Below are 22,067 nucleotides of genomic sequence, written 5' to 3' on the forward strand. Positions count from 1 at the left end.
CTCAAAACACTTCTCCACTCACTGCGAGTGCTTCAACGACACCCCCCGTTATTCCACAGCGACCCGATGCACCACCGCTTTGGTCAGATGACCAGAAATGTCAGCTATCGGCGGCGGTGTGTGATCACACTGACTTATTCCGGTTTTGCCTGGAAACCGTAAAAGGCAAAATCGCTGACTTGGCAGATCACCGAGACCATCGGGCGATCGCAACCACAGTCTATTTGCAAGTGCTCCGGCAAGAACCCACAGCAGCCGTTACGCCAGAAGACGCTCTCAAATCAGAAGAGTAGCCCTTGGAGAGCCGTTGTTGGCTCTTCCCCTATCACTGACTGGATTTGTCTGCATGAAATTTTTTATCTGGCTGACGATCTCGATCGTCGGCATGAAAGTTGCCGCAGGTAAGTCAAGCCTGCATATTCATCCCCATCACCGCGAAGTTCCTGACCGAGACCCATTGCGAACTCGCGTATTGTCTAGACCTCAACGAAGAAAGGGTAAATCAATGGAACCGAATTTGAACCAACACGCATTGAACAAAATGTCGGATGCCCAACGGGAAATGGCACAAGCATTCAGCTACTACCAACAATTATTGAACGCGGTTGAAACATCGTTTGCTGCATTCCAAGAGGCAAGCAGTACCAGCATCAACCGAAATTGTCCGCAATACCAGATGATTGCAGATGAGTTGAGTGGGGCTTACGGTGAATTGTTCGGGGCGCTGAAATTGCTCATGATGCCGTTTAATCACCCCAAAGTTTCAACCATGATTCGCGCTGGACAAGATCAATCTGCCCGTGAACAACAAGTCTGAATGCTGTCCATTACAAATTCTATGTTCCTGGTAGAGAGTCCGCCTACCAGGAATATTCACTTAGAGGAAATACAGTGACTATAACCCTACCCAGACTCAAATTGACATTATTCCAGCTAGCTGTCCTACGGCAGCACTACAAACCTCAACAGGAAACTTCCACTCATACAACTCCTCAAGAAGAGCTATATGAGTTACTGAAGGAGTTGGGAAAGCAGAAACTACTGCAAGCGATCGCGTTAATTCCAAACAATCCCAAGTTGAGCTATGAACAAGCAGAAATTCAATTAACTGTCCTGGATCACTTCCACTTCCATCCAAAGCATTTTGAATTACTCAACCAAGAAACGTTGAACTCACTCAATGAGGCTCCAGAGATACTATATAGACTTAATCAGAAATAAGAAAAGAAATTACTTCCTGAGTAAAATCGTCAATTCCTACAGCTTTATCGTCCATTCTGAATTAGCAGTTTATTACCGATAATGTCTATTCCAATACAATGCCTCATCAAGCATTTCTGTGCTCTACTTCCAATCTGTTACAACATCGAAATCTACCCGTTCAAAGGGGCGAAGAATGTCTAAGTAGAGAATCTTTTGACGCGAAAGGGCTTTATTGTTCGGGACTGGCCAGTGTGTCATAGACACCTTATACCGCGCTGGAATGATAGGACCAGAAGAGTAGTAACCCCCTTTGTTGCCAGTTGAGGAGAAACCGTAAATTGGCCAGCCCGTTGAAGTTTTGTAGACTGCCGCCCCCTCTTGAAAAAAGTTCACGTCTACGCGATCAGATGTCGGTTTCCCATTCTTCTTAAAGTAGCCATTCAGCAAACCAAAGTTCTCCTGTCCAGCTACATAGTTCACTCGTGGCAGGCTTACCTCACCGATATGACTGGAGTAGTGCCTTCCGTCTGCAATGTGGTTGAAGGAATTGACGTGTGTCTTGGCGGACATAAACTCAGGCCATTGCTGACTTTTGCCGTTTATGATGCGCTCAACCTTGTTGTAGGTATAAATCTCGATCCAGGCTGAGGCAAGTTTCCTGGCAAAATTATGTTGGATACCGTTCTGCTCCTTATTAGGTATCCATACACCATGCTGATACTCAGCATCATTCTCAGGCGTACCAAATTTTAGGCTTCGGTAGTAAGTCTGATCACTGCAAACCTTGTCGGATCTTCCCTTACAGGGGTTTGTACCATTCTGGAGGATGAGATCGATTCCAAAGTGACCACGCCCACCACTTATTCTGGTAAGCCAAATAACAATTGTCTCGCGTTCCATAGCAACAGTCTGCAATGTTCCGCTTCCAAAACTTTCAAACACGAGGGGAACTCCCACCCCAATAGTTGATAGACCGCCAAGTTGAATAAAATGACGACGCTTCACACTTATGTTCTCCCTACTCAAGTATTCACCAGCGGCGTTGCATAATGGGAATATGAAATCAGGGTGAAACCGATGCAATGTCCCGAATGTGGCTCAACTGACATCAGTAAGAACGGCAAGCAAAGAGGTAAACAAAATTACCTCTGCAAAACCTGTCGGCGGCAATTTATCGAAACCTATGATCCACCCTCTGGTTATTCTGATGAATTTAAGCGCGAGTGTCTCAAAATGTATGTCAATGGGATGGGGTTTCGTGGCATTGAGCGAGTCAAAAACGTTCATCATACGACCATATCCCTGTCTGCCATACAAGTGATATCCAGCTCGTCTAGCTTCTTTTGAGAGCCATGAAGAGGACAGGACCGCCACTTAAATGTCATTGAAATATCGTGGTGGAGCCAACCTAGAAAATACATAATGTGCTGTTTACGGACATCCCAGGATCGCGCTCTAATTGCTGGTTCCCCTCGACGAGCAGGCATATACTCAGCAGTTAAGAAACTTTTCAAAGACTCTAACTGTTCTACCAATCTTGGAGTTAACTCTGCTTCCTGCAATGCATAAGGATATTCTCCTAATCTTCGTCTTCCACGATGGGCTGCTTGCAAACTCGCAACTGATCTCATCCAAGGTGCTCGATCAGGGATTTCAGTAATCTGGACAACTTCTTGATACCAACGTTCTGATTGCATCCATAGGTGGAATCGGTTCAAACAACTCCGGTAATTCCGTAAAGTATCTTCATTCTTGCCTTCTGATAACGCGCCCTGGTAGAAAGCATCGAAGTATAACCGCCAGTTAACGACAAACTGTCGCACGGTTAGTTTGGCAAAACACTTATCTAACTTCTCCAATGCCTTATCACTAAAACCAAAACCAGGCAAGACAGATTTTTTTAGAGATGTCCGCAAATTTCTAATTGATTTACGCGATAGGGAATTTCCCTTAGACTCGATGTATAACAAAATAGCATCGGCAAGGGTTGTGGGGGGACTCAGAGGAGGCATGACACGAGTATGAAAACGTACATTAGTACTATAGCAAATCCCGTTTTGGTATCGTCGGCAGTCAAATTTAGCTAAATTATTCCAATCTCTGTAACGTTTGTAGAACAACATTTACAGAGATCTATTTGAAATCTCTTGTCCTATCAGTTCTTAGACGTGTAGGACAGCTCTTTTATACTTAAGTATGCAAAAAATTAGTATAAGTTTATACAGGAATTATTTAGGTGTCATCAATCCTCATCAACAAACATGCTGATGCTTGGAAAAGAGGAAGGCGGGCTGCTGCTTTGGAAGGGTAAAGGCAACTTTGATACTTACACAAGCCAAGGTCTTTGATGGAGAAGAACCACTGGATTAATATTTCATTTGATAATTTTTGATTACATAACCAGTGATTTGATAGGGTTAAGGTGCAATCAGTGTTGTTGTTAAGGCATCACGAGAAATTACCTCATTTAAAATTCCTTTGGTTCGCACAAGTTCGACCCCATCTGCCCTTTCATAAAGGCAGATGTCTAGGCGATTGCCCCTCTTCAATCTGCCTGTTTTTCCACCGCTAACGTGAGGAGATGGGTTGGCTGCCAGTCCCAAACAAAAATCACCCCCTGCGATGGCAAGGGGATGGGTAGGAGAGAGGAATTAGGAGATTGAGACGGATAGGTTAGCGAGCGTACTGGACTCCGCGATAGCGCAGATGAACCTCTTGAGTGGGTTGGGCAGTGGTGTGGGTCAGGGTGTAGCGAGTGCCACGGTACCTGCCTGCGTGTCCAGTGGGGAGAACTTCAGCCGTGACTTCAGAGCGTTGGTAACGATTGCCGAGGAAGGTGAGTTGCATGGGTTTGATTTCCTGTGTTGGGGCTTACAGAATTAATCATGCCGGAACTGCCCAAGCTGCCCGGTGATAGGATTCACCAAAAACTTGTGATAATTCTTTGGTAAAAGGTTGATACAGGGATGATGAAATAGAGGCAACCATCACGAAGGAGGGCGATCCAGGTCACAGAGCGGATCAAACCTGGACCTAGTACCGCTGAAGGTGCCGTTCAGGTCAGGCAAAGAGATGACGCAAGGGACTGGGCGATCTCTAGTACACCGCTGGACTAAAGTTGGACACCGTATACCTGACAAAACGGTAGTACAGCAGGGCATTTCCCACTCATTTAGGTGTTGAAACCCTGATGCTGCCGTCGCCCTCCTGCGGGGAGTGCAGAAGGGCAGAGCGATCGCCGGCAGAGATAAAGACTAATAGGGGTAAAGGAGCGTAGCTGCAACGAAGTGCCATCCGATCACTAGAACAATTGAGGAATAATGACTCCAGCAAAAAACTTGAAAAATAGCAACATGCCCGAAAATGATGCTTGAATTACCTGCAAAATCTACAACAGAATCAGCAGTTGAAGCCTTTTTCACTTCAAAACTTGCCCGAAAATGACCATTTCTTGGTAGGTTTTAGCTAAATTATGGGGATTTTTCTAGGCTCCTTGCACAGTAAAGCTTTCAGACTTTACGTGGCACTTCGTTGCAGCTATGCTACCTTTACCCCTACTGGACTCAGCACGTCAACCGCTTTGGGATCTATGACCTTGACCTCAACCGTCGTTCCAAGCCCTTAAATTACGATAGCCCGGTCATACCAAAGCTCTAAGTAGAACAAAATTACTGTGCCCTGAAGCTCCCTCCTAGAAAGCCTTCCAAGCCAGTCGTGATACCAAATTACACGAATGGTCCTCTGACCCGTATCCTGTTCAAGTTCAAGTTAGACAACGGAAACTGACTGATTCGTTTCTAAAGCTTCCTCTGGATGCAGATCAGGTGCTTTGTCCTGTCCTTCATAATTTCCCCACTGTTGAATCAACTTCGCCACCAATCCAGTCCAACCCGTCTGGTGACTGGCTCCAATGCCCGCGCCGTTATCCCCATGAAAATACTCGTAGAACAAGATCAGGTCACGCCAGTGCGGATCGGTTTGAAATTCTGTCGTTCCCCCGTAAACTGGTCGATGACCGGATGCGTCAGTGAGAAAAATCCGAATCAGACGTTGGGAAAGTTCACTCGCAACCTGCCACAACGTCATCCAGTTGCCCGACCCGGTGGGGCATTCCACCTTAAACTCATCCCCCAAATAGTAGTGAAACTTTTGCAATGACTCAATCAGCAGATAGTTGACGGGCATCCAAATCGGGCCGCGCCAGTTGGAGTTGCCGCCAAATAACCCGGTGCTAGATTCCGCTGGCTCGTAATCAACCCGATATTCATTCCCATTCACATCGAAACGGTAAGGATGCTCTGCGTGGTATTTGGACACCGATCGAATGCCATAGCCACTCAAGAACTCATTCTCATCCAGCAGTTTCTCCAGGATGCGGCGTAGCTTCTCCCGATAGGCAATGGCTAGCAATCGTCTGGCTCCCACACCCTGCTTCTCCATACAGGACACATTGTCTCGCAGGTCAGGACGATGTTGGATGAACCATTCCACCCGCTTCTTGAATCCCGGCAAACGCTCCAAAATTTCCGGCTCCAGCGTTTCTACGGCAAATAGGGGAATCAATCCGACCATCGATCGCACCTTCAACCGCACTTGCTGATCATTCGGTAAATGCAGCACATCGTAGTAGAAGCCATCATCGTCATCCCACAATGATGTTTCTGCCTCACCAATTTTGTTCATGGCATCGGCAATGTAAAGAAAATGCTCAAAGAATTTGGTGGCAATGTCTTCGTACACTGGGTTCTCTTTGGCTAGCTCCAGGGCAATGGTGAGCAAATTCAAGCAATACATGCCCATCCAACTGGTGCCATCCGATTGCTCCAGATAACCGCCAGTGGGCAGTTCAGCGCTGCGATCGAACACACCCACATTATCCATGCCCAGAAAGCCACCCTCAAAGATATTGTGTCCCGTGCGGTCTTTGCGATTCACCCACCAGGTAAAGTTGAGCAGTAGTTTTTGAAAGACTCGCTCCAGAAAGTGTCGATCACTCCTGCCGTACATTTTCTGTTCAATCTTGTAAACCCGCCAGGTCGCCCAGGCATGAACGGGAGGATTGACATCGCTAAACGCCCACTCGTAAGCCGGAATCTGTCCATTCGGGTGCATATACCATTCCCGCGTCATCAAGTCGAGTTGGCGCTTGGCAAAGTCCGGGTCAATCATTGCCAGGGGAATCGTATGAAACGCTAAATCCCAGGCAGCGAACCAGGGATATTCCCACTTGTCGCACATGGAGAGAATGTCTTCGTTGTGCAGATGAATCCATTGATGGTTTCTGCCCTTCTTGCGTTGGAGAGGTGGCATAGGACAGTCCGGATCACCCTTGAGCCAGTCGGCTACTACGTAGTAAAAATATTGCTTGTTCCACAACATCCCCGCAAAAGCTTGCCGCTGAACATTGCGACGATCATTACATAAGCAGCCTGGTGTAATCCGTTGGTAAAACTCATCTGCTTCCTGCTGTCGCTGGTGGAATATCGTGTCGAACACGTCTCCAAATAGATATTGAACAGAACCATTCTCAGAGGTTTCCGGGCACAGACGCAACTGGATTGTTTGAGTTTCTCCTGCATTGATATCGAGCGTATAGTGAGCCGCTGCTTTTGTGCCGACTTGTTCTGGATTAACTGCATCAACCTGACCATTCACAATATAGTTGTTGATACCGTCCTTAACGTAGGGAGAAGAATTCTCCACATTGAATAGTCTTTGGTAGTTCGTCTCGTTCTCTGTAAACAGTAAAGCAGGTGCTTGCACCGTTCCCGCTGGGGCATTGCAGTATAGCTGGAATCTTCCTAATCGAGCATGAACAGCTTCTACAATGCCGATGGGTGCGTCAGAATCAACTGCTTTAAGAACAGGCTTTGCGGAATCATCCCAAGACCAGGTATTTCGGAACCAGAGCGTTGGCAGCAAATGAATTACTTTGGCTTCAGAGCCACAGTTGGTCACGCTGATTTTGATCAGGCTATCGTCTGGTGTTGCCTTGGCGTATTCAATGAGCACATCAAAATAGCGATTATCATTAAATACCCCTGTATCTTTCAACTCAAACTCAGGGGCACGTCGATCGCGCCGTTGATTTTCCTCCACCAACTGAGCATAAGGAAACTCAGCATGAGGATACTTGTAAAGCATCTTCATGTAGGAGTGGGTGGGCGTACTGTCGAGGTAGAAATAGTATTCTTTGACATCCTCGCCATGATTCCCCTGGTTTCCCGTTAAGCCAAAAAAACGTTCTTTCAAAATTGGATCTGCGCCATTCCACAGCGCTACCGCAAAGCACAACTGCTGATGGTTATCAGAAATGCCAGCAATGCCATCTTCCCCCCAACGGTAGGCGCGGGAGCGAGCCTGATCGTGGGAAAAGTAATCCCACGCTGTGCCATCAGGACTGTAGTCTTCCCGGACGGTGCCCCACTGCCGATCGCTGAGATAAGGTCCCCATTTCCGCCAGTGAGCCTGACGAGCACGGGTTGCTTCCAGCCGTTTTTCCTCTGTCGTGAAAGATTGCATGATTAAAAGCTCTCCTCTAACGATCACAGTTTAAATAGAAACGAACTATGCTTGGAGTATGAGTTCTAAGTCCTATAACGTTCTGAAAGAATCATGAGAATTCCATGAGCAAGAACTATCTACAAACAAGACTTAACGAACCAAAGAGTGAAATACAAGTTTTGCATTGATTTATAAACATAGATAAACTTTTCACTGGTCTCAGGAATTCGTTAGAGTCCATTCAGGCTGTTCTCAGGCAAGCAGCGCATTGTGAAGGGCACCGTCCAGAAATGGAGAATTCCTATGAAGCTGGCAGGAAAAGTAGCTTTGGTGACAGGCAGCAGTCAGGGTATTGGGCAGGGTGTGGTGTTGCGTCTGGCTCAAGAGGGCGCAAACGTGGTGATCAACTATCGCTCCCATCCCGAAGGAGCAGAAGAAACCCTGTCCAAAGTAGAGGCAATCGGCGGCAAATGCTATATGGCACAGTGTCCCGCAACTCAGGGTCATACTATTAAAGCCGATTTAGGCAGCGTTAGTGAGATTCGCCGACTGATTGCCGAGAGCATCGAGCATTTTGGCAAGCTGGACATTCTGGTGAACAATGCGGGGATTGAAAAACACGCTGCGTTTTGGGATGTTACGGAAGCTGATTATGATGCAGTGATGAACGTGAACTTAAAAGGAGTGTTCTTCGCTACTCAGGCGTTTGTACAGCATTTGATTGCGACACAGCGCCCAGGAAAGATCATCAACATCAGTTCTGTGCATGAAGAATTACCTTTCCCCAATTTCACCGCGTACTGTGCCAGTAAGGGTGGCATGAAGATGCTGACGCGTAACCTGGCGATCGAGCTAGGAGCATTGGGAATTACCATCAATAATGTGGCTCCGGGGGCGATTGAAACCCCAATTAACACCAAGCTATTGAACGATCCAGAGAAATTGGGGGCACTGCTCAAGAACATTCCGTTGGGGCGTTTAGGTCAACCCGGAGATGTGGCTTCTCTGGTGGCATTTCTGGCTTCATCGGATGCAGATTATGTTACTGGCACCACTTTCTTTGTCGATGGTGGATTGCTCTGGAATTATCAGGAGCAGTAATCATGGCTGATATCCCCCTCTACATTCCTGTTACTCTTCAAGAAGGAACCAATAGAAATGTCTACAAATCAGCATTATGACATCATCATCATTGGCACGGGTGCAGGTGGCGGCACCCTCGCCTATCGGCTCGCTCCCACTGGCAAAAAGATTCTGATTCTGGAGCGTGGACTCTTTCTGCCCAGAGAGAAAGCCAACTGGGACACAGTGCAAGTGGTGCAGAAAGACCGTTACCACACCCAAGAAGTTTGGTACGGCAACAACGGGCAGCCCATTCACCCCGGTGTCGGTTATTTTGTAGGTGGCAACACCAAAGTCTATGGGGGTGCCCTCTTCCGCTGGCGAGAACGGGATTTTAATCAGGTCATCCACAAAGGCGGCATTTCTCCTGAATGGCAACTCAAATACCAGGATTTTGAGCCTTATTACACCCAGGCAGAACGGCTCTATGAAGTGCATGGTAAGCGTGGCATGGATCCCACGGAACCCATTGCTAGCGAACCTTACTCCTATCCTGCCATTAGTCATGAACCCCGGATTCAGGAAATTCATGAGTCATTGCAACATCGTGGTTTACATCCGTTTTACCTGCCATTAGCCATTAAGCTAAACGAAGTAAACCGCCGTTTGAGTGCTTGCATTCGCTGCAATACCTGTGATGGGTTTCCCTGTTTGGTGGATGCGAAAGCAGATGCAGATGTTAATTGTGTGCGTCCAGCAGAGCAGTACAACAATGTCACATTGCTGACCGAGGCAAAGGTCAAACGGTTGCACACCAGCTCTGCGGGGCGAGAAGTGACAGCCGTAGAAACTGAGTTCAATGGAGAGACTCATTTGTTTTCTGGTGACATCGTTGTCGTTGCCTGTGGTGCAATTAACTCGGCAGCTCTGCTATTGAAATCAGCAAACGATCAGCATCCCAACGGATTAGCCAATCGTTCAGACCAGGTTGGACGAAACTTAATGAAGCATCAAAATGGTGCCATCATTGGAGTCACTACTAAACTGAATTTGACCTCATTTCAGAAAACATTAGCGGTTAATGACTTTTACTGGGGAGATGAAGAGTTTGACTATCCAATGGGTCATGTGCAACTGTTGGGGAAAGTGAATGCCGACATGATTGCTCAAGAGTCTCCCTCCTTGTTGGGACTGTCGTTTCGAGAACAGCATGCGTTTGAGACGATCGCGACTCACTCGGTCGATTGGTGGCTGACAGCGGAAGACCTGCCCGATCCCAATAATCGGATTACTTTACGGGGTGATGCAATTCAACTCCATTACGCCGAGAACAATACTGAAGCCTACGATCGCTTGCTAAATCGCTGGATTGGAGTCCTCAAAGCTATTGGCTGTGGCGAGAAAATCATTCCCGCTGCTTTCTACTTTCGGAAAAAGTTGCCTTTGCAAGGCGTTGCTCATCAGTGCGGCACCTGTCGCTTTGGAGATGATCCCAAAACCTCTGTTCTTGATTTAAACTGTCGCACCCATGATGTGGATAATCTCTATGTCGTGGATGGCAGTTTCTTCCGCTCCAGTGCTGCCGTAAACCCTACCCTGACCATTATCGCCAATGCCCTGCGGATCGGTGATCATTTGATTGAACGGATGGGAGGAATGCACGAGGTTGTAGAATCGCTGGGTTCAGAACGCTAATCGGTAATCGGTAGTCGTGGTGATGTCAACTCAGCTTTATTTTTTCTGTATGCAAATGTTTATGATAATGAATTCTCTGCGTCGCCATTATCCCGAATATTTGATGGAAGCAGTGGGTTTGGGTATCTTCATGCTCTCCGCCGCTGTTGTAACTGCGCTATTAGAGCATCCTGATTCACCGATTCAACAAGCTATCTCTGCTCCAGTCCTGCGACGATTCATAATCGGGGTAGCAATGGGATTGACGGCGATCGCCATAATTTATTCGCCCTGGGGAAAACAGTCTGGTGCTCATCTCAATCCTGTGGTGACGCTGACGTTCTTTCGACTGGGAAAGGTCAGGTTGTCAGATGCACTCTGCTATATCATGGCTCAGTTCATGGGTGGTTGGTTGGGGATATTGCTGTCAGCGAGGATTTTGCGAGAGGCGATCGTTCATCCTAGTGTGAATTATGTGGTGACAGTTCCCGGTAGCAGGGGAGTGATTGTAGCGTTCCTGGCTGAACTGATCATTTCTTTCGGCGTGATGATCACCATTCTCATCGTCTCTAACACTGCAAACCTATCGCGGTTCACGGGGATATTCGCGGGTGTTCTGGTGGCAATGTACATCACCTTAGAAGCGCCCTTATCGGGGATGAGCATGAATCCGGCTCGCACGCTAGCCTCTGCCATTCCGGCTGAGAACTGGACAGCAATCTGGATCTATTTTACGGCTCCTCTATTGGGAATGCTGATGGCGGCTGAAGTGTATCTGCGCCTGAGAGGGGCAGTGCATTGCGCCAAACTGCATCATCACAATCATAAACGCTGTATTTTTCATTGTGGCTATCGATCGCAATCCCGCCGCAATCAGCACCAAGAGTTAAGTGATCAGCTGCCCCATGCTTAGAAAAAATCTGTAGCAAAAATTTGTAGCAAATTGATAGCCGTTCGTTGTCGCATTGATTCCCCAAGATAGGAGTAAACGATGCTGGAAAGTCTGGGCAGAATTCAAAATCCATTGGTCAGAAGCTTGACAGCCGCTGTCACCGTTGGTTCAGCCGTCACAATGGCTGGGGCGATTGCATTGGGTATCACTCAGGCGAAAGAGAATGCTGCGTATCGAACCGCCTTATACACAGCGCTGGCTGGAACGGGGTGTGGTGCGGTTTTGGGGCTACTTTATCCTGCAAGAGCCGGACAGCTTGCCCAACCCGTAAAGCAAGCTCTACTACCCAATTCCCCAACCTGGAAAGACTGGCGTAACTTTGTGGTGGTGCGTAAGGTAAAAGAGAGCGAAGAAATTACCTCCTTCTACTTGCAGCCTGAAGATGGGGAAGACATTCCCAATTTTCAACCCGGTCAATTCCTGACGATTAAGCTGGATATTCCCGAACAACCCAGACCCGTGATCCGCACCTATTCGCTCTCAGACTACGCTGAACCCTGTGACTACTATCGTCTCTCCATCAAACGGGAACCCCCACCTGCGGGCACAGGTTTTATGCCAGGGATTGCCTCTAACTTTATGCACGATCGCGTTCAGGTTGGCTCAATCATTCCAGCCAAGCCACCCAGCGGTAAGTTTGTTCTAGATCCTCAGAAATCACTGCCTGCGGTATTGATCAGTAACGGGGTGGGTATTACCCCGATGATCAGCATGACCAAAGCAGCAACTCTGCTGAACTCGCAGCGATCGATCTGGTTTGTGCATGGGGCGAGAGAGGGGCAATTTCATGCCTTTCGGGACGAGGTGGCGGCTGTGGCTCAACAGAATCCTAACTTGCAAGTTCATTTTGCTTACAGCCGTCCGCAGCCAGAGGATATGGGGCACTACCACAGCACGGGCTATGTGGATACCAATCTGATTCGATCGCTGGTGCAACAGGACGCAGAGTATTTCCTGTGTGGTTCTCCTGCGTTTATGCAATCGCTCATGGAAGGACTGAAAGCGGCGGGAGTGCCTGAGAACCGAGTGTTCTTTGAGGCATTCACAAAAGGGTTCTCAATGGCAGGCATCTCAACGAAGATCATGGTCGTCGCTGCTGAGGCAAATGGAGCAAGAGATCAGGCTGAAGTGGTGTTTGCTGAATCGGGTAAAACGGCTACCTGGCGATCGGATGATGGCAGCTTGTTGGAATTTGCTGAAGCCAACAATTTGAATCCTGTCTATAGCTGTCGTCAGGGGATTTGTGGTACCTGTATGTGTCGCATTCTGGAAGGTGAAGTGGAGTATCAGGAAACACCCGTGGCGGCGATCGACGATGGTTCCGTGCTGATTTGCATTTCTACACCCAAAACAAATCAAGTGGTTCTCGATCTGTAATGCGAATAAGAATAAACAGGAGAACACTATGTCTGAACATTATGATGTTATCATTATTGGCACGGGAGCAGGCGGGGGAACTTTGCTGCATCGGCTTGCTCCCAGCGGTAAGCGCATTCTCATCCTGGAACGCGGACCATTCCTGCCCAGAGAAAAGCAAAACTGGGATGCCAAAACGGTGTTTAACAGCGATCGCTACCATAACTCCGAAGTGTGGTACGACAAGAACGGCGGTGAGCTGCATCCAGGCATGAGTTATTTTGTCGGCGGAAATACCAAAGTATACGGCGCAGCTCTGTTTCGGTTACGGGAAAAGGACTTTGAGAAATACGAACATAAGGACGGTATTTCCCCTGAATGGGCACTTAAGTATAAAGATTTTGAGCCGTACTACGTTGAGGCAGAAAACCTGTATCAGGTACATGGGAAAAGTGGACAAGACCCGACTGAACCCTTCCGCAGTCAGGACTATGCCTATCCTGCCGTCAGCCATGAACCCCGGATTCAGGAAATTAGCGATGCCCTCACGACAAAGGGACTGCATCCCTATCACACCCCAATGGGTATCCACTTAAACGAGGCACAGCGCTTTCTCAGTAGCTGTATTCGCTGTAATACCTGCGATGGCTATCCCTGTCTGGTGCAAGCCAAGTCGGATGCTGAAATCAGTGCGGTGCGTCCGGTGATGGGGCGGGAGAATGTGACGCTGCTGACGGAAGCGAAGGTGTTGCGGCTGCACACCAGTGCTTCTGGACGAGAAGTGACAGCCGTGGAAGTGGAGGTGGATGGCGATCTGCGCATGTTCTCTGGCAGTCTGGTGGTGGTGTCCTGTGGTGCGATCAACTCGGCGATCTTGCTGCTGAAATCTACCAATGATGGGCATCCCAACGGTTTAGCGAATCGGTCTGATCTAGTGGGGCGCAACTTGATGAAACATGTTTTGGGTTCCATTATCGGTGTGACGAAAAAGCCCAATCCGACTCTGTTTCAGAAGACATTATCGATCAATGATTTCTACTGGGGTGAGGATGGATACGACTATCCGATGGGACAAATTCAAACTCTGGGTAAAGTCAGCAAAGAAGGACTGGAAGGGAACGCAGCAGCGTATGCGCCACTCACGCCCGAACAAGTAGCCACTTACTCAGTAGACTGGTGGCTAACGACCGAAGATTTGCCTGACCCCAACAATCGGGTTCTGGCAGATGGCGACAACATCATTCTGGACTACACCGAGAATAACTCAGAACCCTATGCGCGACTGGAACACCGATGGATTGAGATTCTCAGATCGATCGACTGTGGTGAAGCCATTCTGCCCAACTGTTCCTACTTTGTCAAAGGCACCAAGACCTATTTCACAGGTAAATTGCCCCTAGATGGAGTGGGGCATCAACTCGGCACCTGTCGCTTCGGAGAGGATGCCAGCACCTCGGTTCTGGATCTCAACTGTCGCACCCATGAGATTGACAATTTGTATGTTGTGGATGGCAGCTTTTTCCCGTCGGGCGGAGCCGTTAATCCAACGCTGACGATTATTGCTAATGCGCTCCGAGTCGGAGATCATTTACTCAGCCGTATGCAATAGAATGGATTTCACTTAGTATGGCAATTCACATAGGTTGGATCGCTCCGTTAAACTTCGTTGCTGATATAGAACATACCTCTCCACTCACGCTCTCGGCAGAAAAGGTTTTCCAGGAATTTGCGCTGTTTTTGAAAGTCTTTTTAGAAGGTATTGCAATTCTCACAGTTACAATTTCGGTCATTCTGGCACTTCGGAAAATCTTCCGTCTCTGGAGGCGAAATCATGTCTTGCAAGAAACAATCCGTTTAGAACTGGGAGTGGCGTTAGCCTTATCACTGGAATTTCTGTTAGCGGCTGATATTGTCGGAACTGCTGTCTCCCCCTCGTGGGATGCAGTGGCGAAGTTGGCAGCAATTACCGGAATTCGGACTTTCCTCAACTTCTTTTTACAACGAGAAGTTCGAGAACTGCGACAAACTGCTCAATCCCCCTATTTCAAAGGATTGTAGGCGGTGAAAACTTGGATGTTGAATCAATCTATAGTTTATAGCTTATTAATCTCCATTTTACTTTAAAAACGATTGTTCATTAGGAGATCCATCATGTCTTCCTTCATTGCACAAAACCTCACAGAAGGTAGATTACAACTGCACTATGCAATTCAATTAATTGCCGCGGCAGGGGCAGCTTTGGCAGCGCCGCAGCCTGACTATAGCCATACCAGTTTAAACTGGAATCCAGATTCACGACTGTTTGTGGGAACAACTATTGCCGCAGATCAGCCATTCAAAGTGGCGATCGATCCCGTCCTCCTTACAGTTCTGATCTTGGATGAAACCAGCACGAAACAGGCAGAATTGGCTCTGCACCAGCAGACCATGACAGAGGGATTAAATTGGCTCAAGGGAGAGGTTGCCCAACGAGGGGCGGATGCAGACAAGGTCGTGTTTCTGTCTTATCCACCCGATGATTTTCCAGATCATGCCATTGCTCACGGTGCTCCCTTCGATCAGCATCAGATGAAAGCCCGTCAGGTATTGGCTGATGACTACGCCAACACCTACAAACTGCTCCAGGAAATTGGAGCAACAACAGCAGCAGCCTCACCAATTCACATCTGGCCCCATCACTTTGACATGGCTACCCTAATCTCACTGCCAGAAACAGCAAACAAGCAATCACGCAGCATCGGCGTTGGGTTTTCACCAGGTGATAAAAGCTACGATCAGCCCTATTGGTATGTCAGTCCCTATCCCTATCCGGACACTGCCAAGCTGCCTCAACTGGAAGGCGATGGCATCTGGCACACGACAGACTGGGTTGGAGCAGTATTAACTGCTTCTCACTTGCAGAACGGCACAGCAGAGTCCACGCAAATCAAAACTTTTCTGCAATCAGCTTTGAATGCTTCTCAATGCCTTGTGGGGATAAACCTATGACCACTTGATCGGCTAAACTTCTCAAACGTACCCTCTTATCTTTCGGTGTCGCGATTGCGATCGTCGTGGCTCCCCACAGTTACGCGAATCCCCAGTTCGAGCCGCAACAGAATGGCATCCTGGCACTGATCGCCCCTGTTTACAGTCCCAACCCCAATCTTGTGGGTGTTTTCGGACACCGCAACAAGGTTTGAAGCACAGCCGCAACCCCAGCCTCCTGGATGCTTTTGGACTCATCCATTGCCTCGCAGAACCAGTGCAAGGACTCGATGCGGAGCCAGCTAACGTCGCTGTTCAGCGGTTGCAAACAGGCTTTGACACCCCACGAGTTTGAACAGACAATCCACTTCAACAGCTTTGTTGGGGTAAAGGTAGCGTAGCTGCAACGAAGTGCCATCCGATCACTAGAACAATTGAGGAATAAGGACTCCAGCAAAAAACTTGAAAAATAGCAACTTGCCGGGAAATGATGCTTGAATTAGCTACAAAATCTACGACCGAATCAGCATTTGAATCCTTTTCTACTTCAAAACTTTCCCGAAAATGACCATATCTTGGTAAATCTTATCAAAAAAATTGAAAAATAGCAAGTGTCCTTGAAATGATTCTTGAATTACCTACAAAATCTACGACCGAATCAGCATTTGAAGCCTTATCTACTTCAAAACTTGCCCGAAAATGACCATTTCTTGGTAAGTCTTAGCTAAATCATGGGGATTTTTCTAGGCTCCTTGCACAGTAAAGCTTTCAGACGTTATCTAGCACTTCGTTGCAGCTTGCTACCTTTGCCCTTATAGCGGTAGTCATAAGGGTTAGGACAAATTTGCGGGCACAAAACCTTGTAACATCATCATTTCTTCCCTAACACCTGACACCTGCTGTATTTTCGACTCGCCACTAGCGTACCTGCGTTGTTTTTGGAACAGGCGCAACTTTCGGAACAGATGCACTTTTCACGGCTGGAGCAATGTATCGGTAGTAAGTCGGGCGGCTAATACCCAAATGCTTGCAAATGGAGGATACACTCCGTTTCGGGTCCCCTGCCAGCGACTTCCCAATTTCAATTTCCTGGGGTGTTAACTTCTGCTGCCGTCCTCCCTTACGCCCCCTCGCTCTCGCCGCCTGCAAGCCCGCTTGCGTTCGTTCCCGAATCAAATTGCGCTCAAACTCCGCTAATGCGCCAAACAAGTGAAAAATAAGCTTTCCTCCGCTAGTCGTCGTGTCAATGCTTTCTTGCAGTGAACGAAACCCAATCTTTTGACTCTCCAACTCTTCGACTAACGCAATCAAGTCTTTGAGCGATCGCCCCAAGCGGTCTAATCTCCAGACCACCAGAGTGTCACCTTCTCGGCAAAAATCAAAGGCTTGCTTCAGACCAGGGCGCTCGGCGTTGGCACCACTCATCTTGTCGGAGAAGATGCGATCGCATCCTGCTTCGTTAAGTGCATCATGTTGCAAGTTGAGATTCTGGTCATCGGTCGAGACCCGTTCGTACCCAATCAGCATAATGAGAAGTTCTAATGTACTGTAACTGTATCAGAACTCGTTAAACAGATTGGATTTTGAAACATAGATTTAGAGACAAGTTGATTTACACTCTTGCAGAACTGAAACCCTATAATTTGTGAACGAGAGCTTAGACTGCTGCAAAGTGTAAATTAAACGGTCCTATAAGAGACATCCTCAACTGGCACAATGGCTGTTGCCGACCCCCAGTTTCAATCGCTAATTCTCCGACCAATCGGTACTCTTAAGCGAATTCGCAATGTCAAGGAGTATGCTCTCAAACTCCTTGCGGACATCTACCAGTTGTCGCACCCACTGGTTAGAATTGGCGATCGCGTTTTCTTCTTCCTGACGAGCCTCCGCAATTTTTTGATCGATGACTTGATAGACCTGAGATTCAAATTCCCGCAATTGACCCTCAATCTGATTTTCAAGGTCTTTTGCTGCTTTTTGAAACTCACTGGTGATGTTCTGGCGTGCTTCGGCTAGTTTTCGCTCGTTCTCCCGTTCCTCGTGCATGGCGTACATATCCGCACCAAACGAGGCAATGGCAATAATCGGTCCAAGTAGCATGGCGGCATTACCAATATTCTTTGCCACTCCAACCGCTTGCCAAGGTTTGAACTTGAAACCTACGAATTTCCCAACTGCTAAAACACCCTTGTGCAAGCTGCTCCCAGCAACATCGAGTGAACGGAGAAACCCTTGTCCTGCCGCAGCGATGTTTCTTGTTGCGGCTTTTGACAAGTTTGCACCCACCTGCATACCAATGTCCTGCAACCAGGTAATCTGCCCCTGTAATTGTTCTGCATTCATGTTAGTTTTGACATTTCCAGCAGCCACTTTCTGCTCAAACACTAGTCGGGCAACAAACGCTTGAGTCAAATCGCTTTGAAAAACCTGCTCGACCTCTGTCCGAATCGAGGTACAGGCAGTGTCAACCGCTTCCTGCAACTCTGTTTCTGCTTGCTCATAGTGATGCTGTACATTTAGCTCAGCCTGCTTCAGCATCAACTCCATGTTTTCCTCCCCTCCAACCGTGACTGCTAGGGTTGTCCCTTCTTTCACCACGGCAGATGCCATTTTCAAAGTAATGCCCTGCACCTTCGTCCTCAAGCGATCTCGCTCCTTGCGGACAGTTCGAGATAAACGTGCCAGCAATTCGAGGAAAGTAGAGTCTTGCTTAGAGTTGCGTGTAAATTGAACCTGAGCTTCATCTACGCATCCTAAAGCAATGCGGACAGGTGTATCTAATCGAGCCAGGGAAGCTCTGCGCTGAACGAATTTATTCAACTCGTCAATAAAGGTTTGGAATCGGCTGATTTCAACTAGAAAATCATCTCCCTCATCCACACCTTCACAGTAATCCTTGGCATCAATGAAGCAAACGGGAAACTCATCGATTGCGTAAGGTTTTAGCGCATCCGCCAGGCTCTTGCGGTAGCTTGCAATCTTTTGCGCCTCTTCACCTGCCTCATCCGACATTTTGTTAATCACCAGCATCATCTTCCAGCGATAGCTCTTCTCAAAGGCAAGTTTCTTGAAATTCTCAACAGTGATGGAATCAAATAGCATGTAGGTTAGGCAAAAAACCAGCAGGTCTGCCTTCTCGATCTCGTTGTAGGTGATGTCATCATGGTCTGTTCGCTCAGTAAATAGACCGGGTGTATCTGTTACCTGAATACCGTTCCAGGCGTAGTTAGAGGTCTTGTCTGTAGCGATATCAGCATCAATCCGGATATCTCTTCGTCCGGTTAATGCCGAAATAATGGTTGATTTACCAGCGCTGTATTGCCCAACAAAAGCGACGCTGAGAACGCCCTGTTCTTTATAGCTTCTCAACCCCTGCCGAAATTGTTTTCTTAAGTCCGTTAGCCCATCTGTAGCACCCTGCGCCAGCACATTGTCAAATTTGACGCAAGTGCGTTTAAACTTTTCACCGACCTCAGCAGCTTGGAAGCAGTAAGCACTCTGGTTCATTAGGGCTGGTTCCTTTGTTTGGATGGTTGAATTGCGATGTCTTCCTGGAGAACTTCTCTAAGTTCGCTTTGGGATCGGCGTGATTGAACGGTAATTTTGGTGTGGATTGTCGTACTGCGACCAACGGTGCGATCTACCTTGGCAATGCTCTTGAGAATGCTTGCCTCCGTCAAAGGCTCCGTTCGTTCAAGGCACCAGTCCAGAATTCTTTTGGCATACGCACGATTGAGATAGTTGGCGGTATCGCTCAATCTCTGTTTCGCCGTCTCCAACTGCTTTGCGATCTTGCCCAATCCTTGAGTTAACTGATCAAAATATTGATCAACGCCGGAGGCAACGGAACGACAATTCTGACGGAAGCTATTTTCAGCCTGTTGCAGGGTTATCTGCCGTTGCTGTTCAATCTGCTGGATTAGAGAAGCAGAGATGTTATTGACAGCTTCACGGCGCTTCTGGTCTCTCGACTTAAACCAGCTAGTAAAAAGTCCGCCGAGTGTTCCAACAACTCCAACAGCAATACCTAGAGGTGGCGCAACGAAAAACAGAAGCGTGCCTGCTATTCCCAACACTCCAACTCCAATCCGGACAAAGTCTCGCATAAATCCATCAGAGTCCTGTTGCTCAAATTGAAAATTGCCGCTGCCTAGTTCAGCAATAAGCTGGAGATCAGTGCCGATCTCCTCGATCGCTTCCCGGACTTCATGACCGAATTTCTGGCTCGCCTCTTCGTATGCAGTCTTCAGTGATTGCTCAAACTTGATGGATTTTAACTTCTTCTCCCATCCGAGCTTCAAGTTGTGTTCATTCGCATCCCAATACTCTTCAGCAAAAGAGAAACCTCATTAAGCGCATTTTGAAACGTGGTTTTAATAGCTTGTTGTAGGAAGGCAAGCGCATCTTGCTCAGCTTTTTGAATATCTTTCTGCAATGCCTCACGTTTCGCTTTCAGGGTTTCTGTTAGGTTCTCGTAGGTGTGTGCTTCCTGTGCAACCCACTCCCCAGGATGGGTAATGGAAGTGACGGTTGAACCCAGTAGCGTTTGTGATCGTCGGATCGGTCCATGCTGAACTAGCGATAGGCGGATTGAGTCCAGAAACGTTTGTAGCCTGCTTGCATCAAACAATTGCTTTTTGCGCTTGGAGTCGTTTGTTTCCCTGGAAATCTGTGCTGCCAGGAGCATCACAGGCAGGATGCTAAAGTAATCGTTCGCGTAGTTTTGCCGGGCATAGCGGTGAATTCGCTCGATATGCCCACCAAGACCGCTCTTTCCCTCCATCGCAAACGACTTGTCGGGGTTCTGCAAAAAATGCTCTAAACGGCGCGAGTCCCGTAGATTGTTCTTGACGTTGAGTAGGATGATTAGGGGTTTCGCTTTTTCTTTTAAGGATTTCAGAAAACTAAATTCAGATTCCTGGATACTATCGTTTGTTAGGACGTAGCAAATGACATCCGACTCATCCACCACGCTTTTGGCAACTTCTTCATCGGTTTGACCACCGGGAGCACCAATTCCTGGAGTGTCAATGATGCGGATGTTTTTCCATTCATACACACGGTTATAGCGGGTAGTACGCTGTTTGCCAACGCCGATCGCGTCCCATCCTTCGCCCGTAATCACAGCATGGAGTGTGCTCTTCCCCGCCTTTGTTCTTCCCATAAAGGCAATGCTGAAGTGATTCAAAGCGCGCTGCTTGGACTGAAGTGATTCACGAACATTTGCAAGATCTCGAATGATCTCTGCCATGAGCTTCCTACGAGTGTTTTCGAGTTGCTTGGCAACTTCCTTGGCACTATTTGCTTGTCCCTTACCTGCTACCTGGTTTCGGACATGGCCAACCGTTTGCTGAATATCCTGACTTAAGCTTTGAAGGGCTGAAGAAGCAGATTTTAGAGCAGCTTCCGCAAACTGGTAGTCCTCGCGAGCGACCACCGCACACCGTTGAATGGCATCGTCATAATCCGGTCCAGCCAGCAGAATCTCCTGCCGTAATTGCTCAACCTTCCGTCCTACATCCTGAGGTGCAATCCTAGCTAACCGATCAACGAGGGAGCGAGATAGAACTGAATCTGCACCTTGTAACAGGCGAGCACCTAGAGATAGAAGTTCTTTCTCAGAAGTACTTGTGTACTTATTGGTGTAACTTTCTGCTCTAATCAACAGGCGTTGAATGGTTTCAGATGGGACATTCCAAAGGTGTGAAACCTGTTCAACCATCTCTCGCTCTAACGGTGAACAGAACCCGTCAATGTAGGCGATCGCAAGGATTTGTTGAAGAGCCTCGACCCGTTGTTTTCGCGGAATTGACTGAGTAATAGACTCTATAGAAAGCTGTTGCTCATCCTGAGCTAGAATTCTCTCCATCTCTTCAAGTGTGGACTGGCTAACTTTAGCCTTCTGCGCTAATTCGCGAAGACTTTTTGCCTCCTCACTATGAATCTGTTGATCTGCACAGACCATATGAGAAATTAGCAGAAATGAATAATTCAGAGACCTATCAGTAACTACAACCGAGTCAGGCATTTTGTACTAGTCCTGAGCTTGTTAAATTCCTTTAGTAGAGTTCCCTGAATAGAAGCCAAATACTCACCAAGTGGTTGATAGAATTCTCTCGTTAAGAAATTTCTGATAAGGCGAGTAGTGTAATTCGCCTCAACGCTCGCCCTACAGTTGATTCAACTAATGTCTCTCGCCATAAACATCACAGGGGCTAATACCAATTTAAACAGTATTCAGGGCAGATAGGGCATCGAGAATAAATGCATACCCTGTGATGGAAGCAATTAGCTCAGGAGTTAACTGAGCAATCAGTTGATCAACTTTAAGTTGGAGTTGGTCGAGTGT

19 protein-coding genes and 1 pseudogene are annotated in these 22,067 nt (G+C 47.7%); 11 read left to right on the forward strand and 9 right to left on the reverse strand.

The genetic code is table 11. The features are described from left to right. The 3 genes from AC1S52_RS02200 to AC1S52_RS02210 all read left to right on the forward strand — a co-directional run. The coding region (locus AC1S52_RS02200) for a hypothetical protein (RefSeq protein ID WP_482027408.1) at positions 1–293 on the forward strand (293 nt) is incomplete at its 5' end. Between the two features lie 53 nt (positions 294–346). Continuing rightward, the gene (locus AC1S52_RS02205; protein WP_482027409.1) at positions 347–817 is read left to right on the forward strand and encodes a hypothetical protein; all 471 of its coding nucleotides are present in this window, start codon (positions 347–349) and stop codon (positions 815–817) included. Between the two features lie 74 nt (positions 818–891). Next, positions 892–1,221 carry a hypothetical protein gene (locus tag AC1S52_RS02210; protein ID WP_482027410.1) on the forward strand — a complete coding sequence of 110 codons (330 nt, stop codon included), beginning with the start codon at positions 892–894 and terminating at the stop codon, positions 1,219–1,221. Between the two features lie 123 nt (positions 1,222–1,344). On the opposite strand, the gene AC1S52_RS02215 is transcribed toward AC1S52_RS02210, so the two are convergent. Further along, positions 1,345–2,208, reverse strand: a complete 864-nt coding sequence (locus AC1S52_RS02215; RefSeq protein ID WP_482027411.1) for a hypothetical protein — start codon at positions 2,206–2,208, stop codon at positions 1,345–1,347. A gap of 72 nt (positions 2,209–2,280) precedes the next feature. On the opposite strand from AC1S52_RS02215, the pseudogene AC1S52_RS02220 reads away from it, so the two are divergent. Continuing rightward, positions 2,281–2,502: pseudogene (locus tag AC1S52_RS02220) on the forward strand (IS1/IS1595 family N-terminal zinc-binding domain-containing protein); the annotation flags it as partial. On the opposite strand, the gene AC1S52_RS02225 reads toward AC1S52_RS02220, so the two are convergent. The 3 genes from AC1S52_RS02225 to AC1S52_RS02235 all read right to left on the reverse strand — a co-directional run bounded on the left by AC1S52_RS02225 (position 2,490) and on the right by AC1S52_RS02235 (position 7,725). Then, a complete protein-coding gene (locus AC1S52_RS02225; protein WP_482027426.1) occupies positions 2,490–3,215 on the reverse strand; it encodes a hypothetical protein in 726 nt (241 codons plus the stop codon). The pseudogene AC1S52_RS02220 and the gene AC1S52_RS02225 overlap by 13 nt on opposite strands. Before the next feature lie 661 nt (positions 3,216–3,876). Continuing rightward, a complete protein-coding gene (locus AC1S52_RS02230; protein WP_482027412.1) occupies positions 3,877–4,050 on the reverse strand; it encodes a DUF4278 domain-containing protein in 174 nt (57 codons plus the stop codon). Between the two features lie 921 nt (positions 4,051–4,971). Further along, positions 4,972–7,725 (reverse strand): MGH1-like glycoside hydrolase domain-containing protein, encoded by a 2,754-nt coding sequence (locus AC1S52_RS02235; protein ID WP_482027413.1) that lies wholly within the window; start codon positions 7,723–7,725, stop codon positions 4,972–4,974. Between the two features lie 285 nt (positions 7,726–8,010). Here AC1S52_RS02235 and AC1S52_RS02240 point away from each other — a divergent pair, with 285 nt between their 5' ends. The 7 genes from AC1S52_RS02240 (at position 8,011) to AC1S52_RS02270 (ending at position 15,739) form a co-directional block, all read left to right on the forward strand. Next, positions 8,011–8,808, forward strand: a complete 798-nt coding sequence (locus tag AC1S52_RS02240) for an SDR family NAD(P)-dependent oxidoreductase (protein ID WP_482027414.1) — start codon at positions 8,011–8,013, stop codon at positions 8,806–8,808. A 57-nt stretch (positions 8,809–8,865) separates the two neighbouring features. After that, entirely contained in the window at positions 8,866–10,464 is a 1,599-nt protein-coding gene (locus tag AC1S52_RS02245) for a GMC oxidoreductase (protein ID WP_482027415.1), read from the forward strand. A gap of 61 nt (positions 10,465–10,525) precedes the next feature. Then, the gene (locus AC1S52_RS02250) at positions 10,526–11,356 is read left to right on the forward strand and encodes an MIP/aquaporin family protein (RefSeq protein WP_482027416.1); all 831 of its coding nucleotides are present in this window, start codon (positions 10,526–10,528) and stop codon (positions 11,354–11,356) included. A gap of 78 nt (positions 11,357–11,434) precedes the next feature. After that, positions 11,435–12,772, forward strand: a complete 1,338-nt coding sequence (locus AC1S52_RS02255; RefSeq protein WP_482027417.1) for a 2Fe-2S iron-sulfur cluster-binding protein — start codon at positions 11,435–11,437, stop codon at positions 12,770–12,772. Between the two features lie 28 nt (positions 12,773–12,800). After that, on the forward strand, positions 12,801–14,360 hold the full coding sequence (locus AC1S52_RS02260) for a GMC oxidoreductase (protein ID WP_482027418.1): 1,560 nt from the start codon (positions 12,801–12,803) through the stop codon (positions 14,358–14,360). A 17-nt stretch (positions 14,361–14,377) separates the two neighbouring features. Beyond that, positions 14,378–14,809, forward strand: coding sequence for a DUF1622 domain-containing protein (locus tag AC1S52_RS02265; RefSeq protein WP_482027419.1), 432 nt, complete (start codon positions 14,378–14,380; stop codon positions 14,807–14,809). A 93-nt stretch (positions 14,810–14,902) separates the two neighbouring features. Next, entirely contained in the window at positions 14,903–15,739 is an 837-nt protein-coding gene (locus tag AC1S52_RS02270) for a DUF5996 family protein (RefSeq protein ID WP_482027420.1), read from the forward strand. Positions 15,740–15,878: 139 nt separating this feature from the next. On the opposite strand, the gene AC1S52_RS02275 is transcribed toward AC1S52_RS02270, so the two are convergent. The 5 genes from AC1S52_RS02275 to AC1S52_RS02295 form a co-directional block, all read right to left on the reverse strand. Then, a complete protein-coding gene (locus AC1S52_RS02275; protein ID WP_482027421.1) occupies positions 15,879–16,136 on the reverse strand; it encodes a hypothetical protein in 258 nt (85 codons plus the stop codon). A 500-nt stretch (positions 16,137–16,636) separates the two neighbouring features. Continuing rightward, the gene (locus AC1S52_RS02280) at positions 16,637–17,245 is read right to left on the reverse strand and encodes a recombinase family protein (protein WP_482027422.1); all 609 of its coding nucleotides are present in this window, start codon (positions 17,243–17,245) and stop codon (positions 16,637–16,639) included. A gap of 219 nt (positions 17,246–17,464) precedes the next feature. Further along, the gene (locus tag AC1S52_RS02285; RefSeq protein WP_482027423.1) at positions 17,465–19,225 is read right to left on the reverse strand and encodes a GTPase; all 1,761 of its coding nucleotides are present in this window, start codon (positions 19,223–19,225) and stop codon (positions 17,465–17,467) included. Then, on the reverse strand, positions 19,225–20,019 hold the full coding sequence (locus tag AC1S52_RS02290; RefSeq protein ID WP_482027424.1) for a hypothetical protein: 795 nt from the start codon (positions 20,017–20,019) through the stop codon (positions 19,225–19,227). Before AC1S52_RS02290 ends, AC1S52_RS02285 begins: the two co-directional genes overlap by 1 nt. Then, positions 20,016–21,683, reverse strand: a complete 1,668-nt coding sequence (locus tag AC1S52_RS02295; RefSeq protein WP_482027425.1) for a GTPase — start codon at positions 21,681–21,683, stop codon at positions 20,016–20,018. The genes AC1S52_RS02290 and AC1S52_RS02295 overlap by 4 nt, the downstream gene beginning before the upstream one ends. Between the last annotated feature and the right edge of the window lie 384 nt (positions 21,684–22,067).

It is taken from the genome of Kovacikia sp. CALU 1929 (assembly GCF_056784235.1).